This is a genomic window from Nonomuraea ferruginea (genome assembly GCF_039540635.1).
Classification (GTDB): Bacteria; Actinomycetota; Actinomycetes; order Streptosporangiales; family Streptosporangiaceae; genus Nonomuraea; species Nonomuraea ferruginea.
In genome coordinates this window covers 1-13,931 of record NZ_BAABFD010000017.1, presented here as the reverse complement: position 1 = coordinate 13,931, position 13,931 = coordinate 1, and the positions used below count along the sequence as shown (strand labels likewise).

Below are 13,931 nucleotides of genomic sequence, written 5' to 3'. Positions count from 1 at the left end.
CGACCTCCAGACGGCAAACAGTGCGTACGCCCACGGTCATACCCGAGTATGGGCGATCACTACCTCGCCTGGAAACGCGGGACGCCCGCTCCGTGTCCGGAACGGGCGTCCTGGGGTGAGGATCCGCTAGAAAGCCTCCTCCGGAAGCTCCATGAGCTCCAGGCCGGTGCCGGTGAGCACGCGGCGCTCGGCGGCCAGGCGCGGCAGAACCGTCTCCGCGAAGAACCCGGCGGCGGCGACCTTGCCCTGGTAGAACGGGTCCTCGCCGTCGGCCAGCTTGGCCAGGGCCACCTCGGCCTGGCGCAGCAGCAGCCAGCCGATCACCAGGTCGCCCAGCGCCAGCAGGAACCGCGTGCTGTTCAGGCCGACCTTGTAGACCTCCTGGGGCTTCTCCATCGAACCGAGCGCCCAGCCCGCCATGGTGTCGCCCATGACCTTGACCTCGGCCGCGGCCTCGGCGAGCAGCTTGCGCTCCTCCTTGAGCCGGCCGTTGCCGGCCTCGGAGGCGGCGAACTCGTTGATCTCGCTCAGCAGCTTGCCGATGGCCGAGCCCTGGTTGCGCAGGATCTTGCGGAAGAACAGGTCCAGGCCCTGGATCGCGGTCGTGCCCTCGTACAGGGAGTCGATCTTGGCGTCCCTGATGTACTGCTCGATCGGGTAGTCCTGCAGGTAGCCGGAGCCGCCCAGGGTCTGCAGCGAGCGCGACAGCAGCTCGTACGAGCGCTCCGAGCCGACCCCCTTGACCAGGGGCAGCAGCAGGTCGTTCATCTCGTGCGCGTGCCGGTCGTCCGGGTCGATCTGGACGGCGTCCTGGAAGGTGGCCGTGTAGAGCACGAGCGCCCGCATGCCCTCGGCGTAGGCCTTCTGCAGCATGAGCTCGCGGCGCACGTCCGGGTGGTGGGTGATGGTGACCCGGGGCGCGGTCTTGTCGGCCTGCCTGGTCAGGTCGGCGCCCTGCACCCGCGACCTGGCGAACTCCAGGGCGTTGAGGTAACCGGTGGACAGGGTGGCGATGGCCTTGGTGCCGACCATCATGCGGGCGTGCTCGATGACCATGAACATCTGCTTGATGCCCTCGTGCACCTCGCCGACCAGCCAGCCGATCGCCGGGTGCTTCTCGCCGAAGGTCAGCTCGCAGGTCGTGGAGACCTTCAGGCCCATCTTGTGCTCGACGTTGGTCACGTACACGCCGTTGCGCTCGCCGAGCTCGCCGGTCTCCAGGTCGACGTGGTACTTCGGCACCAGGAACATCGACAGGCCCTTGGTGCCGGGGCCGTGGCCCTCGGGCCTGGCCAGGACCAGGTGGAAGATGTTCTCCGTCATGTCCTGCTCGGCGCTGGTGATGAAGCGCTTGACGCCCTCGACGTGCCAGGTGCCGTCGTCCTGCCGTACCGCCTTGGCGCGGCCCGCGCCGACGTCGGAGCCCGCGTCGGGCTCGGTGAGCACCATGGTGGCGCCCCAGTTGCGCTCGATGGCCAGCTCGGCGAAGCGCTTCTGCTCGGGGGTGCCCACCTTCCACAGGGTGTAGGAGAAGCTGGGGCCGGCCGCGTACATGTAGAGCGCGGGGTTCGCGCCGAGCACCAGTTCGGCCGTCGCCCAGGCGAGGCTGCGCGGGATGCCGGGGCCGCCCAGGTGCGGAGGCAGGTCGAGGTGCGCCCAGCCGCCGTCGACCAGCGCCTTGTACGACTTCTTGAAGCCTTCGGGCAACGTCACCGAGCCGGTCGCGGGGTCGAACACGGGCGGGTGGCGGTCGCCCTCCTCGAACGAGTCGGCCAGCACGGTGGTGGACAGCCGGTTGACCTCGTCCAGGATGCTGCGCGCGACGTCCTCGTCGATCTCCGCATAGGGACCGCTGCCGAGGATCTCGCGGCGCCCGAAGACCTCGAAGAGGTTGAATTCGAGGTCACGAAGGTTGCTCTTGTAGTGGCCCATGGGTGCAGCTCTCCTTGAACCGGTGCGTTTCTCTACTGGCCAGTAACCTTACTAGGAATGCTACCCGCGGGTAACCAGAGATATGCATGGCATGCTCGACTCCATGGACGCCGATGAACTCGCCGCGCTGTGGCGAGAGCGCCTGGGATCCTGGGCCATTCCGGAGGAGATCCTGGCCGCCGCGCCGGCCGATCCCTGGTCCTATCCGCTGGCGCGCTTCACCAGCCGCACCGACAGGGCGCTCGCCGAGCGCGACGACGGTCCCACGCTGACCCGGATGTCGGAGGCGCTGCCCGCCGGGGGCACGCTGCTGGACGTCGGATCCGGCCCTGGAGCCGCGTCCCTGCCGCTGCACGAGCGGATCGGTCACCTGTACGCGGTCGACACCTCGGGCGAGATGCTGGAGGAGCTGGCGGCCCGCGCCGACAAGCTGGGCGTGCCCGCCACCACCGTCGAGGGCCGCTGGCCCGACGTGGCCGGGCGGGTGCCCGAGGTCGACGTGACGGTGGCCGCCCACGTGGTCTACAACGTGCCCGACCTCGACCGCTTCCTGCGGGCGCTGGACGAGCGGACCCGCGGCCGGGTGGTGCTGGAGCTGCCGAACCGACACCCGATGAGCTGGATCTCGCCGCTGTGGGAACACTTCCACGGCATCGTCCGCCCGGTGCGGCCCATCGCGGAAGACTGCGTGGCGCTGGCGGCCGCGCTCGGCTTCGACGTGCACGTCGAGGAGCGCGAATCCCCGCTGGAGCGCTTCGACTCGCTGGAGGAGCTGGCGGCGAGCGCCTGCCACCGCATCTGCCTGGAGCCGGCCAGGGCCGAGGAGGTCGGGCGGACGGCGCTTGAGCTCGGCATGTGGCCGCTGCCCCGCGACCGCTGGGTCACCGTCTGGTGGGACCGACCGGTTTGACGCGGTCGCCGGTGCCGCGATTGGGTGGACGACATGATCGAGCTTCAGTGCGTGAGCGTCGACTGTGCCGACCCGTACAAACTCGCCTCGTGGTGGGGTGAGGCCCTCGGGCTCCCGCTCGGCGAGGGCGACGTCCCGGGTGACGACGAGGTGATGCTGGAGACCGGCCGCTACCCGTTCCTGCTCTTCATCCGCGTCCCGGAGGGCAAGCAGGTCAAGAACCGGCTCCACCTCGACGTCAGCGCCACCGCGGGCAGCACCCGCGAGCAGGAGGTCGAGCGGCTGCTCGGGCTCGGCGCGACCGTGTACGAGGACCACCGCACCGAGGACGGCAAGGGCTGGGTCACGATGCTCGACCCGGAGGGCAACGAGTTCTGCGTGTGCCGGAGCCAGGCCGAGCGCGAGGCGTGAGAGGTCATCGCGTCAGGGCGCGTCCCTTGAGTGTCGTCGTCAGGATGCCCGCGATGACGTACACGAGCAGGCCGTGCCACCCGGCGTCGAAGAGCCCGCCGAGCCAGTGCGCGTCGTCGAAGACGAGCTGCACCGGATAGTCGAGCACCGCGGCCATGCCGGCGGGCATCAGCGCGAACTTCCACGGATGGTTCAGCCCCCACTGGCGTGCCTGGCGGGTCACTCGGTCGCCCTCGTTCGGCTTGGTCACCGCGCCGATGGAGGCGATGAGCGCGAACAGGGCGATGCCCAGGCCCAGCGCCCACGACAGGTCACCGCCGCCGGTGATGAGGCCGGTGCCGAAGCTCGCCGCGGCGATCGCGCCGCCGCCGACGGCGGCGGCCTTCCACGGGGCCCCGCGCAGCGCCGCGCCGGACAGGGAGACTTCATCGCGTCGGGTGATTTCGTTCATGTCCTCAGCGTGCCTTTCGGCGTCCCTTGCCCACATCGGGGATGCACCCTGATTTCGACCCTGGTACGACGGTGTTGGCATGATGCGGGCCATGAGCGAAGTCGTGATCGAGCGGTTCGGCGCGGACGAGTGGGAGCGGTTGAAGGCGGTCCGGTTGCGGGCGCTGCAAGACGCGCCTGACGCCTTTGGGTCGTCTTACGAGAGGGAGAGCGGGTTCACCCCCGATACGTGGCGGGAGCGGCTGTCCGGGTCGTGGTGGCGGGTGGCCGTCGCCGAGGGCGGCGACGTGGGGCTGGTCTGCGTGCGGGTCGAGGAGGGCCGGGCGCACCTGCTGTCCATGTGGGTCGCGCCGGAGGCCAGGGGCCGCGGCGTCGGCTCGCGGCTGGTGGACGCGGCGATCGGGCGGGCCCGGGAGGAGGGCCTGGACGAGGTCGAGCTGTGGTGCGTCGACCACAACACCGTCGCCAGGGCGCTCTACGCGGGCAAGGGGTTCGCGCCCACCGGGAAGACCATGGGCCTGCCGTCCAACCCCGACATCCCCGAATCCCACTATGTCCTGTCACTGCTCTTCCGGACGGCCCGTGCGGACGACGTGCCCGCGATCGTGGCCATGCTGGCCGACGACCCGCTGGGGGCCGAGCGCGAGGGCGACCCCGGCGACCCGCGCTATCTGGCCGCCTTCGAGCGCATCGACGCGGACCCGTGGGACGAGCTGATCGTGGCCGAGCGCGACGGGAAGGTGGTCGGCACCATGCAGCTGACCTACCTGGCCGGGCTGTCTCGGCTGGGCGCCGAGCGCTGCCAGATCGAGGCCGTGCGCGTGGCCGCCTCGACGCGGGGGCAGGGGCTGGGCCGGAAGATGATCCAGTGGGGGATCGACCGCGCCCGCGCCCGCGGCTGCGCGATGGTGCAGCTCACCTCCGACAAGTCACGCGCCGGCGCGCACCGCTTCTACGACGCGCTCGGCTTCACCGCCTCCCACGAGGGCTACAAGCTCTCGCTGAGCTGATCGAGCATCCACCTGCACCACTCGGCCCGGTGGCGCTCGTACCCGAGTCCGCAGCGCAGCGCCGCGTAGTTGCCCCAGCGCGGGTCGCCGAACCCGGGCGGCCCACCGATGGCCTCCTCCTCGCGCTCGTACTCGGTCAGCCGCGCCTCGTGCTTGGCGAGCTGGTCCGCGAAGAGCCGGCGCAGCGCCGCCGGGTCGGCGAGCGCGGCGGCGTACGTCTTGAGCACCAGCTCGTCACGCTCGGGCCGCTCGCGCGGCGGATCGGTGATCCATCCGCGCAGCGCGGCGGTGCCCTCGCCGGTCAGGCGGTAGATCTTCTTGTCCTGCGGCCCCGGCCCGGCCTCCGTCTCGTAAGACACCAGCCCTTCGGCCAGCAGCTTCTGCAGCTCGGTGTGGATCTGGCTGTGGCCTGCCGTCCAGAAGTACGACAGCGGCCTGCGCATGGACGCGGCGATGTCGTACCCGGTGCGCTCGCCGCGGGCCAGCACGGCGAGGATCGCGAATCCCAGCGTTGAGGTCATGGTCCGTCCAGGGTATTGTGCCGGACACTATGTCAGAACTGACATAGTTTCTGGTGGAGAGGGGCGGCCATGCGCATGATCGCGGGCTCGGTGTTACTCGTCTTGGCGTTGACCGCTTGCGGGGGCACGGACCGCGCCGCACAGCCGGCGCCGAGTCCGCCCATGGCCACTCCGACGCCCACCACGCCCACGCCCACGAAGACCAAGGCCAAGGGGCCGAACGTGAGCGGCTGCTACACCCGCGACGATGGCGAGATCTTCACGTACGGGGACGGTCTGCCGGGCGTCATCACCGGCGACGGCGAAATCGGCGTGGTCATCTCCTACGAGAACAACGGCAACGTGTGCACCTGGCGCCCGCTCTCCGACCGGCTGGTCGCCGCCGGCTACCGCGTGCTGCTCTACGCCAGGAAGTTCGACGCCAGCCCCGAGGACACCGCGCTGGCCATGGCACGCAGGCTGGCCAAGAAGGGCGCCGAGCGGGTGTTCTTCGCCGGCGGCTCCATCGGCGCCACCACCGCCGTCCCCGCCGCGACGAAGTTCGGCGAGCGCGCGGCCGGGGTGATCGCCCTGTCCGGCGCCATCGACGCCGAGGACGCGGCCGAGCTCACCGTGCCGTTGCTCCAGATCGGCACCGAGAACGACGGCTACGGCGGCGCCGACGACCTCCAGGCGGCCCATGACGCCGCCACCCGCGCCCCCGACCGGCAGATCCATGTCATCCAGGGCGAGAGCGTGCACGCCTCAGAGCTGTTCCGCGGCTCCTACGGCGGCGAGGTCATCGACCGGATCGTCGCGTTCATGGACCGGCACAGGGGATGAGCTCCACCCGGTTGTCGTGGTAGACCGCGCCCCTGCCCAGGTCGGCGTCGCGCTCCTCGACCACCGCGTTCGCGTTCGCGCCGCCGGGGCTGAGCTTGGGCCAGCGCCCCTTGGGCGAGGCCACCACGCCGGGCGCCACCCGGTCGCTGACCTCCACGTCGGCCAGGAACTCGCCGAAGGCGTTGCGCACCCGTACCCGCTGCCCGTCCGACAGCCCGCGGGCCGCCGCGTCGGCCGGATGCACCAGCACCACCGGGTCCTTGGCCCGCCGCAGCAGCTCCGGGTTGTTCGCGAACGTGGTGTTCAGAAAGGTGTGCGGCGCCGGGGTGATCAGCACCAGCCCGCCGTCGGTCTGCGAGGACCGCGACGGGACGTACGCCTTGCCACGCGGCGGGAAGCGCATCCGGCCGGACCTGGTCGGGAAGCCCTCGGCGAACGGGGTGAAGGGCTCGGGGTAGTTCATCCGCACCCAGCCCTCCTTGCGCAGCCGGTCGACCGTGATGCCCTCCAGCGACGGGTGGCCGCTCGACAGCAGGTCCTCGGCCAGCTCCAGGTCCGAGTCGAACAGCGACGGCTCGGTCATCCCCATGTGCGCGGCCAGCCGCCGGAACGTCTCGGTGGTGGACAGGCACTCGCCGGGCGGGGACGCCGCGGGCTCGTTCCACAGCAGGTAGAGGTGCCCGTAGCCGGCGTGCAGGTCGAAGTGCTCGGTCTGCATGGTGACGGGCAGCACGATGTCGGCGTAGTCCACGGTGTCGGTCGGGAACTGCTCCACCACCACCGTGAACAGGTCCTCGCGGGCCAGGCCCGCCCGCACGGCGTTGCCGTCGGAGGTCGAGCCCGCCGGGTTGGCCGCGTACACCCACAGGCACTTGACCGAGTCCGGCTTGGCCAGCTCCGAGCCCAGCCGGGTCATGGTGAGCGTGCGCACCGGGCCGGGCAGCAGGTCGTCACGGGTGTCGATGGAGAGGTGCGCGTGGCCGCTGGTCGAGTAGGCCACCCCGCCGCCGGGGTGGCGCCAGTCGCCGGTCACGCCGGGGATCGCGGCGATCGTGCGCAGGGCGGTGCCGCCGCCCGCGTGCCGCTGGATGCCCATGGTGGCGCGGATGGCGGTGGGGCGGGTGCGCGCCAGCCTCGTCCCCAGCCTGTGGACCGCCTCGGCCGGGATGCCGGTGATCTCCGCCACCCGCTCGACCGGATACTCCAGGATCTCCTCCCGGAAGCTCTCCCAGCCCTCGGTGTGCGCGGTCAGGAACTCCTCGTCCTGGGCGCCCTCGGCCAGCACCACGTTGAGCAGGCCGAGCGCGAGCGCCGCGTCCGTGCCGGGCCGGATCGCCAGGTGCTCGTCCGCCTGGTCGGCCGTGCGGGTGCGGATCGGGTCGATGGCCACGACGTGGGCGCCGTCCGCGCGCGCGTCCTGGATGAACTTCCACAGGTGGTGGCCGCTGGTGAGCGGGTTCGTGCCCCACAGCAGGATCAGCTTCGCCTGCGCGAAGTTCTCCGGGTCCATGCCGCCGGGGGTGCCATTGGTCAGCGTCAGCCCGGAGTTGCCGGCGGTCGAGCAGATGTTCAGCCAGTGCCGGGACGCGCCCAGCATGTTCCAGAATCGCCGCCCCGCCACGCCCTCGCAGCCCTGGAGGTAACCGAGCGACCCGGTGCCGAGGTAGGGCCAGATCGCCTGACCGCCGTGCTCCTCGACGATGCCGCGCAGCCGTACGGAGATCTCCTCCAGCGCCTCGTCCCAGCTGATGCGCTCGAACCGGCCCGACCCCTTGGGCCCGACCCGTCGCATCGGGTAAAGGATGCGGTCGGCAGCCCTGGAGTGTTCCAGATAACGGTTGACCTTCACGCACAGCGCGCCGCGGGTGTAAGGATGATCGGGATTGCCGCGCATCGAGACGGCCTGGCCGTCACGCACGGTGACCACCCAGGAGCAGGTGTCAGGACAATCGAGCGGACAGGCCCCCAGAACCCTCAATTCACCTGGCATAAGAGACAGACTACGGGCAAGAGGTCGGGTACCCGATGCCCGATCCCAGGTGACGATTCGGGACACTAAGGCCGCAAGAACGTACGGTCCCGCGAGGAAGGTGCAGAATCGCTGTCGGTGGCCGACATCAATGAACACGAGGACGCGGAGGGATCTCCCGAGAGGAGCCCGTCCGCCGCCGGAGCGCGCGCCGAGCCTGACGTGTACGTCGTCGAGCCGCTCCTGCCGCAGCGCCTGCGCCGCCCCTCCGACCTGCTGCGCCTGCTGGCCACCCTGGCCGCGCTCGGCGCCGTGATCCTGCTGGCCCTGGTCGCCAAGCAGACCCTGTACGGACTGGAACGGGACGTCACGGAGGGCACCACCCTCGTCCCGCTGCTCAGCCGGATCGCCACGTTCATCGGCGGCGCCGCGGTGCTCATCGTGCCCGTCGCCTTCGCCGTGGAGCGCGTCTTCCACCGCGACGGCCTGCGCGTCGCCGAAGGACTGATCGCCGCCATCATCGGCATGGTCGGCGCGTTCCTGACTGGCCAGTGGCTCCTCGCGGGCAACGCCGACGACCTCAGCCAGCTGCTCACCGGCGGCCGCAGCATCGAGCCGCTCAACACGCTGCTCACGTCCGTCCTCGCCTACACCACCGCGGTGCGCGTCTCCCGCCGGCCGACCTGGCGCGCGCTCATGTGGACGGTGATCGCGCTCTACATCCTCGCCCTCTACTCCGGCAGGCAGATCACCCTGCCGGGCGCCATCGTCACCGTCCTGGTCGGCATGGCCATCGGCTACGCCACCCTGTACGGGATCGGCAGCCCCAACACCAGGCCGCCGGGAAACGCGGTGGTGGCGGCCCTGCGCAAGCTGTCGTTCGCGCCGGTGTCGGCCCGCCGCATCGAGGACGACCACCAGGGCAGCCGCCGCTACTCCGTCGGGCTCGCCGACGGCGCCCGGATCGACGTCACCGTGCTCGACCGCGACCGCCAGGTGGCGGGCCTGCCGTACCGGCTGTGGCGGCGCTTCCGGCTCAGCACCGAGACCAGGCGAAGAGCCATCCGCTCGCTCCGCGCCGAGCTCGAACGCGAGGCCCTGATGGCGTACGCCGCGCAGGCGGCGGGAGCCAGCACGCCCAGGCTGCTCGGCACCAGCGAGATCGGCACCGAAGCGGCGCTGCTCGTCTACGAGCACATCGACACCCGTCCGCTCGACGAGGTGCCCACCGAGGAGATCGACGACGACATCCTCCACCAGATCTGGGAGCAGGTGTCCCTGCTGCAGATCCAGCGCCTCGCCCACCGGCGGCTCACCGGCGAGGGCATCCACCTCGACAAGGCCGGCCGGGTCGTGCTCACCGACGCCCGCAGCGGCGAGATCGCCGCCGGTGACCTGCTGCTCCGGCTCGACATCGCCCAGCTCCTGGTCTACCTGTCGCTGCGCGTCGGCGCCGAGCGGTCGGTGCGCGCGGCGAACGCGGTCATGGGCACGGAGTCGCTCGCCGCGGCCATGCCGCTGCTCCAGCGCATCGCGCTGACCCGCGAGACCCGCTCGGCCCTGGCCAAGGACAAGAACCTCCTCGGCGTCATCCGCGAGCAGATCGTCGCACTCGAACCCGAGGTCAAGGTCGAGGAGATGCGGCTGGAGAGATTCCGGCCGCGCACCCTGGTCACCATCATCGCCAGCACGCTCGCCGCCTACTTCCTGCTCTCCCAGCTCAGCCAGGTCAACCTGGTGCAGGTGGTCGTCCAGGCCAACTGGGCCTGGTCGGTGCTCGCGCTGGTCGCCTCGTTCGTCAGCTTCGTGGCCGCCGCGGTCATGCTCAGGGGCTTCGTGCCCTACTCCCTGCCGCTGTGGCGGACCACGCTCGTGCAGTTCGCGGCCTCGTTCGTGAAGCTCGTCGCGCCCGCCGCCGTCGGCGGCGTCGCCATCAACACCCGCTACCTGCAGAAGCGCGGGATCGCGCCGGCCCTCGCGGTGGCCAGCGTGGGCGCCTCGCAGCTCGTCATGCTGGCCTTCCACATCGGGCTGCTGCTGCTGTTCGCCTACATCACCGGCTCCAACACCGCCAGCACCTTCACCCCGTCACGCGGCCTGGTCGTGGCGCTGCTGGCGGTCGCCCTGCTGGTCGTGGTGCTGCTGGGGGTGCCGCCGCTGCGCCGCCTGGTGACCCGGCGGATGAAGCGGCTGTTCTCCAACGTGCTGCCCCGGCTGCTGGACGTGCTCCAGTCGCCGCGCAAGCTGATCGAGGGCTCGATCGGCACTCTCCTGATCACGCTCACGTTCGTGCTCTGCCTGTACGCGTGCGTGCACGCCTTCAACTGGGAGATCGGCTTCACCACGGTGGCGGTCGTCTACCTCACGGCCAACGCCATCGGCTCGGCCGCGCCCACGCCTGGTGGCCTGGGCGCGGTCGAGCTGTCGCTCACGGCGGGCCTGACCGTGGCCGGGGTGCCCGCGGAACTGGCGACCTCGGCCGTGCTGCTCTACCGGCTGCTCACGTTCTGGCTGCCGGTGCTCCCCGGCTGGGCGGCGTTCACCTACCTTCAGCGGCACGAGGCGCTGTGATCGCGTCGATCGCCTTCAGCTCGTCCTCCGTGAACACCGGGCCCTCCACGCACGCCACGTTGTCCTCCAGCTGACGCACGCTGCTCGCGCCGATCAGCACGCTCGTCACCCGCGGGTCCCTGAGCGTCCACGACAGCGCCATCTGGGCCAGCGTCTGGCCCCGCTCCCCGGCCAGCTCGTTCAGCGCGCGGGTCAGCTCCGCGTCGATCCGGTCGGGGCTGAGGAACCGGCTGGTGGCCGCCCGCGAGTCCGCCGGCACGCCCTGCAGATAGCGGTCGGTCAGCAGGCCCTGCGCCAGCGGCGAGTACACGATGCACCCCATGCCCGCCTCCTCCAGCACGTCCAGCAGCCCGTCCTCGATCCATCGGTTGATCATCGAGTAGGACGGCTGGTGGATGAGCAGCGGCGTGCCCAGCTCCCGCATGATCCTCGCGGCCTGCGCCGTCCGCTCCGCCGGATAGTTGGAGATGCCCGCGTACAGCGCCTTGCCCGAGCGCACCGCCCGGTCCAGCGCCCCCATCGTCTCCTCCAGCGGCGTGTCGGGATCCGGCCGGTGGCTGTAGAAGATGTCGACGTACTCCAGGCCCATCCGCTCCAGCGACTGGTCCAGGCTGGCCAGCAGGTACTTGCGCGACCCCCACTCGCCGTACGGGCCGGGCCACATGTCGTAGCCGGCCTTCGTCGAGATGATCAGCTCGTCCCGGTACGGCCTGAAGTCCCGCCGGAAGATCGCGCCGAAGTTCCGCTCCGCCGACCCGTACGGCACCCCGTAGTTGTTGGCCAGGTCGAAGTGCGTGACGCCCAGGTCGAACGCGCGGCGCAGGATCGCCCGCGAGTTCGACAACGGGCGGTCGTCGCCGAAGTTGTGCCAGAGCCCCAGCGACACCGCCGGCAGCCTGAGCCCGCTGCGCCCGCTCCGGTTGTACGGCTGCCGCTCGTAGCGCCCCGGATCGGCCAGATAGGTCATGCCGTGCCCCTCTCCACTATCCAGGAGAGCGCGAACGCCTCTTCCCGCCAGGCGTCGTAGCGCCCGCTGCGCCCGCCGTGGCCGGCGCCCATCTCCGTCTTGAGCAGGAACGGCCCGCCCGCGGCCGTCTCACGCAGCCGCGCGATCCACTTGGCCGGCTCGTGGTACAGCACGCGGGTGTCGTTCAGGCTGGTGATCGCGAGGATAGGCGGGTACGTCCTGCCGTCGACGTTCTCGTACGGCGTGTACCCCTTCATATAGGCGTACACCTCCGGATCGTGCAGCGGATCGCCCCACTCGTCCCACTCGATCACGGTGAGCGGCAGCGACGGATCCAGGATGGTGTTGAGCGCGTCCACGAACGGCACCTCGGCCACCACGCCCGCGAACTCCTCCGGCGCCAGGTTCACCGCCGCGCCCATGAGCAGCCCGCCCGCCGACCCGCCGCGCGCGATCACCTTCGAGCTCCACCCGGCCTGCTTGACGTGCCGGGCCACGGCCACGAAGTCGGTGAACGTGTTCCGCTTCCTGGTGAGCTTGCCGTCCTCGTACCAGCGGCGGCCCATCTCACCGCCGCCGCGCACGTGCGCGACCGCGAACACGAACCCCCGGTCGAGCAGCGACAGCCTGGGCACCGAGAACGCCGGGTCGATGGACGTCTCATAGCTGCCGTACCCGTAGAGCACCGTCGGCGCCGGGAGCGTGCTGTCCTTGCGCTTGACGATCGAGACCGGCACCTCGGTGCCGTCCTCGGCCGTCGCCCAGTCGCGGAACTGCTCGTAGTCGTCCGGGTCGTAACCGCCCAGCACCGGCCGCCGCTTCAACAGGATCAGCTCGCGGGTGGCCAGGTCGTAGTCGTAGACGCTGGCGGGCGTCACCATGCTGGTGTAGGCCAGCCTGAGCCGGTTCGTCACGAACTCGGGGTTGCCGGCCGGCCCGACGTCGTACAGCGGCTCGGGAAACTCGATCTCGTACGGGGGCTCGCCGTTGTGCGGCAGCACGCGGAGCCCGGTCAGCCCGTCACGGCGGAAGTGCAGCACGGCGTGCCCGGCGAACGCGTCGATCTCCAGCAGGCGGGTGTCGTCGCGGTGCGGGACCAGCGGGGTCCACTCGCCGGGGTCGTCGAGCGGCGCGGTGGCCAGCTCGAAGTCGCGCGCGTTCTCGTTGTGCAGCACGTAGAAGAAGCCGCCCGCGTGGTCGACGCCGTACTCGACGCCGGTCTTCCTGGGTCGCACGAGCTGGAACTCGCCGGACGGCGTCGCCGCGTCGAGGAGGCGCACCTCACTGGTGATCTTGCTGCCCGCGCCGAGCACGAGGTAGCGCTCGCTGCGCGTCAGCGCGATGCCGACCCAGAACCGCTCGTCGTCCTCCTGGTAGACGAGGGTGTCCTCGCCGGTGCCCAGGGTGTGGCGGTAGACCTGGAACGGCCGCCAGGCGTCGTCGACGCGGGTGTAGAAGAACGTCGAGCCGTCGGCCGACCAGGCGCCGCCGTAGAAGATGCCCTCGATCTCGTCGGGCAACAGCTCACCGGTCCGCAGGTCCTTGAACCGGAGCGTGAACCGCTCGTCGCCGGTGAAGTCGGTCGAGTAGGCGAGCATCGTGCCGTCGGGGGAGACGGCGCTGGTGCCCATGGAGAAGAACGGGCTGTCGCCGGCCAGCTCGTTGCCGTCGAGGAGGGTCTGCTCGTGGTCCAGGCGCTCGCCGACGGTGATGTCCGGAGGCGTCTCGCTGTCGGCGGGCACCCGGCACGACACGGCGTACTGCTTGCCCTCCTCGGTGCGGGTGAAGTACCACCACGCGCCCTTGCGGCTCGGCACCGACAGGTCGGTCTCCTGGGTGCGGCCCTTGATCTCCTGGAATATTCGCTCGCGCAGCTCCGTCAGATGAGAGGTCTCCTGCTCCAGGTAGGCGTTCTCCGCCTCCAGGTAGGAGATCGTGTCGGGGTCGTCTTTGCCGGCCAGCCACGCGTACTCGTCGATCACGGTGTCGCCGTGATGGACGCGTTCAGCCGGGATCTTCTTCGCCACGGGCGGCGTGTAGCTGCTCACGTGGGGAGTCTATGGTCGGCCGTGATCGATTCGTGGCCTACGTGGCGGGTGAACGCGGCGTGAGCACTCGGAGGCGCTGCTAATCTTATGGAGTCGGCGCGTCCGGCGACATTCCTCCACCTTTAAGGATTCGAGTCAATTTGACACGGATTCGAGGGGGTGCGAAGATAAAGACGAAGCGAAACGCCCGCAAGCGTCCGTTTCTTGAGAACTCAACAGTGTGTTAAAAGCCAGTGCATGATGCACAACCCCGTCATGTATTTCTGTGACGGATTCCTTTTTGGTTGGGATTCAAATTCATTTTATGGAGAGTTTGATCC

The 13,931-nt window shown here is 70.2% G+C and carries 11 protein-coding genes; 5 read left to right on the top strand and 6 right to left on the bottom strand.

Translation table 11 applies throughout. The features are described from left to right. Positions 1–126: 126 nt before the first annotated feature. On the bottom strand, positions 127–1,932 hold the full coding sequence (locus ABD999_RS29245; protein ID WP_271275698.1) for an acyl-CoA dehydrogenase: 1,806 nt from the start codon (positions 1,930–1,932) through the stop codon (positions 127–129). 103 nt (positions 1,933–2,035) lie between these two features. Here ABD999_RS29245 and ABD999_RS29240 point away from each other — a divergent pair, with 103 nt between their 5' ends. Both ABD999_RS29240 and ABD999_RS29235 read left to right on the top strand, forming a co-directional pair. Further along, the gene (locus ABD999_RS29240) at positions 2,036–2,842 is read left to right on the top strand and encodes a class I SAM-dependent methyltransferase (protein ID WP_271275699.1); all 807 of its coding nucleotides are present in this window, start codon (positions 2,036–2,038) and stop codon (positions 2,840–2,842) included. A gap of 33 nt (positions 2,843–2,875) precedes the next feature. Next, positions 2,876–3,253: a VOC family protein gene (locus ABD999_RS29235; protein WP_148035161.1), complete on the top strand. Its 378-nt coding sequence runs from the start codon at positions 2,876–2,878 to the stop codon at positions 3,251–3,253. A 4-nt stretch (positions 3,254–3,257) separates the two neighbouring features. Here the strand turns inward: ABD999_RS29235 and ABD999_RS29230 are convergent, their stop codons facing one another. Next, positions 3,258–3,704 carry a hypothetical protein gene (locus ABD999_RS29230; RefSeq protein WP_219546683.1) on the bottom strand — a complete coding sequence of 149 codons (447 nt, stop codon included), beginning with the start codon at positions 3,702–3,704 and terminating at the stop codon, positions 3,258–3,260. Positions 3,705–3,783: 79 nt separating this feature from the next. Between ABD999_RS29230 and ABD999_RS44005 the strand changes: the two genes are divergently transcribed. Then, the gene (locus ABD999_RS44005) at positions 3,784–4,713 is read left to right on the top strand and encodes a GNAT family N-acetyltransferase (protein ID WP_425571070.1); all 930 of its coding nucleotides are present in this window, start codon (positions 3,784–3,786) and stop codon (positions 4,711–4,713) included. On the opposite strand, the gene ABD999_RS29215 is transcribed toward ABD999_RS44005, so the two are convergent. Next, positions 4,692–5,234, bottom strand: coding sequence for a PadR family transcriptional regulator (locus tag ABD999_RS29215; RefSeq protein ID WP_271275700.1), 543 nt, complete (start codon positions 5,232–5,234; stop codon positions 4,692–4,694). The two genes, ABD999_RS44005 and ABD999_RS29215, sit on opposite strands and share 22 nt — an antisense overlap. Before the next feature lie 162 nt (positions 5,235–5,396). Here ABD999_RS29215 and ABD999_RS29210 point away from each other — a divergent pair, with 162 nt between their 5' ends. Beyond that, entirely contained in the window at positions 5,397–6,056 is a 660-nt protein-coding gene (locus ABD999_RS29210) for an alpha/beta hydrolase (protein WP_271275701.1), read from the top strand. Here the strand turns inward: ABD999_RS29210 and ABD999_RS29205 are convergent. Continuing rightward, positions 6,034–8,046, bottom strand: a complete 2,013-nt coding sequence (locus tag ABD999_RS29205) for a molybdopterin-containing oxidoreductase family protein (protein ID WP_271275702.1) — start codon at positions 8,044–8,046, stop codon at positions 6,034–6,036. The genes ABD999_RS29210 and ABD999_RS29205 overlap by 23 nt on opposite strands. A gap of 117 nt (positions 8,047–8,163) precedes the next feature. Between ABD999_RS29205 and ABD999_RS29200 the strand changes: the two genes are divergently transcribed. Then, a complete protein-coding gene (locus ABD999_RS29200) occupies positions 8,164–10,596 on the top strand; it encodes a lysylphosphatidylglycerol synthase transmembrane domain-containing protein (protein WP_271275703.1) in 2,433 nt (810 codons plus the stop codon). On the opposite strand, the gene mgrA is transcribed toward ABD999_RS29200, so the two are convergent. Then, positions 10,565–11,563: an L-glyceraldehyde 3-phosphate reductase gene (gene mgrA, locus ABD999_RS29195; protein WP_271275704.1), complete on the bottom strand. Its 999-nt coding sequence runs from the start codon at positions 11,561–11,563 to the stop codon at positions 10,565–10,567. The two genes, ABD999_RS29200 and mgrA, sit on opposite strands and share 32 nt — an antisense overlap. Then, positions 11,560–13,611, bottom strand: coding sequence for a S9 family peptidase (locus ABD999_RS29190; protein ID WP_148035155.1), 2,052 nt, complete (start codon positions 13,609–13,611; stop codon positions 11,560–11,562). The genes mgrA and ABD999_RS29190 overlap by 4 nt, the downstream gene beginning before the upstream one ends. Positions 13,612–13,931: the final 320 nt, after the last annotated feature.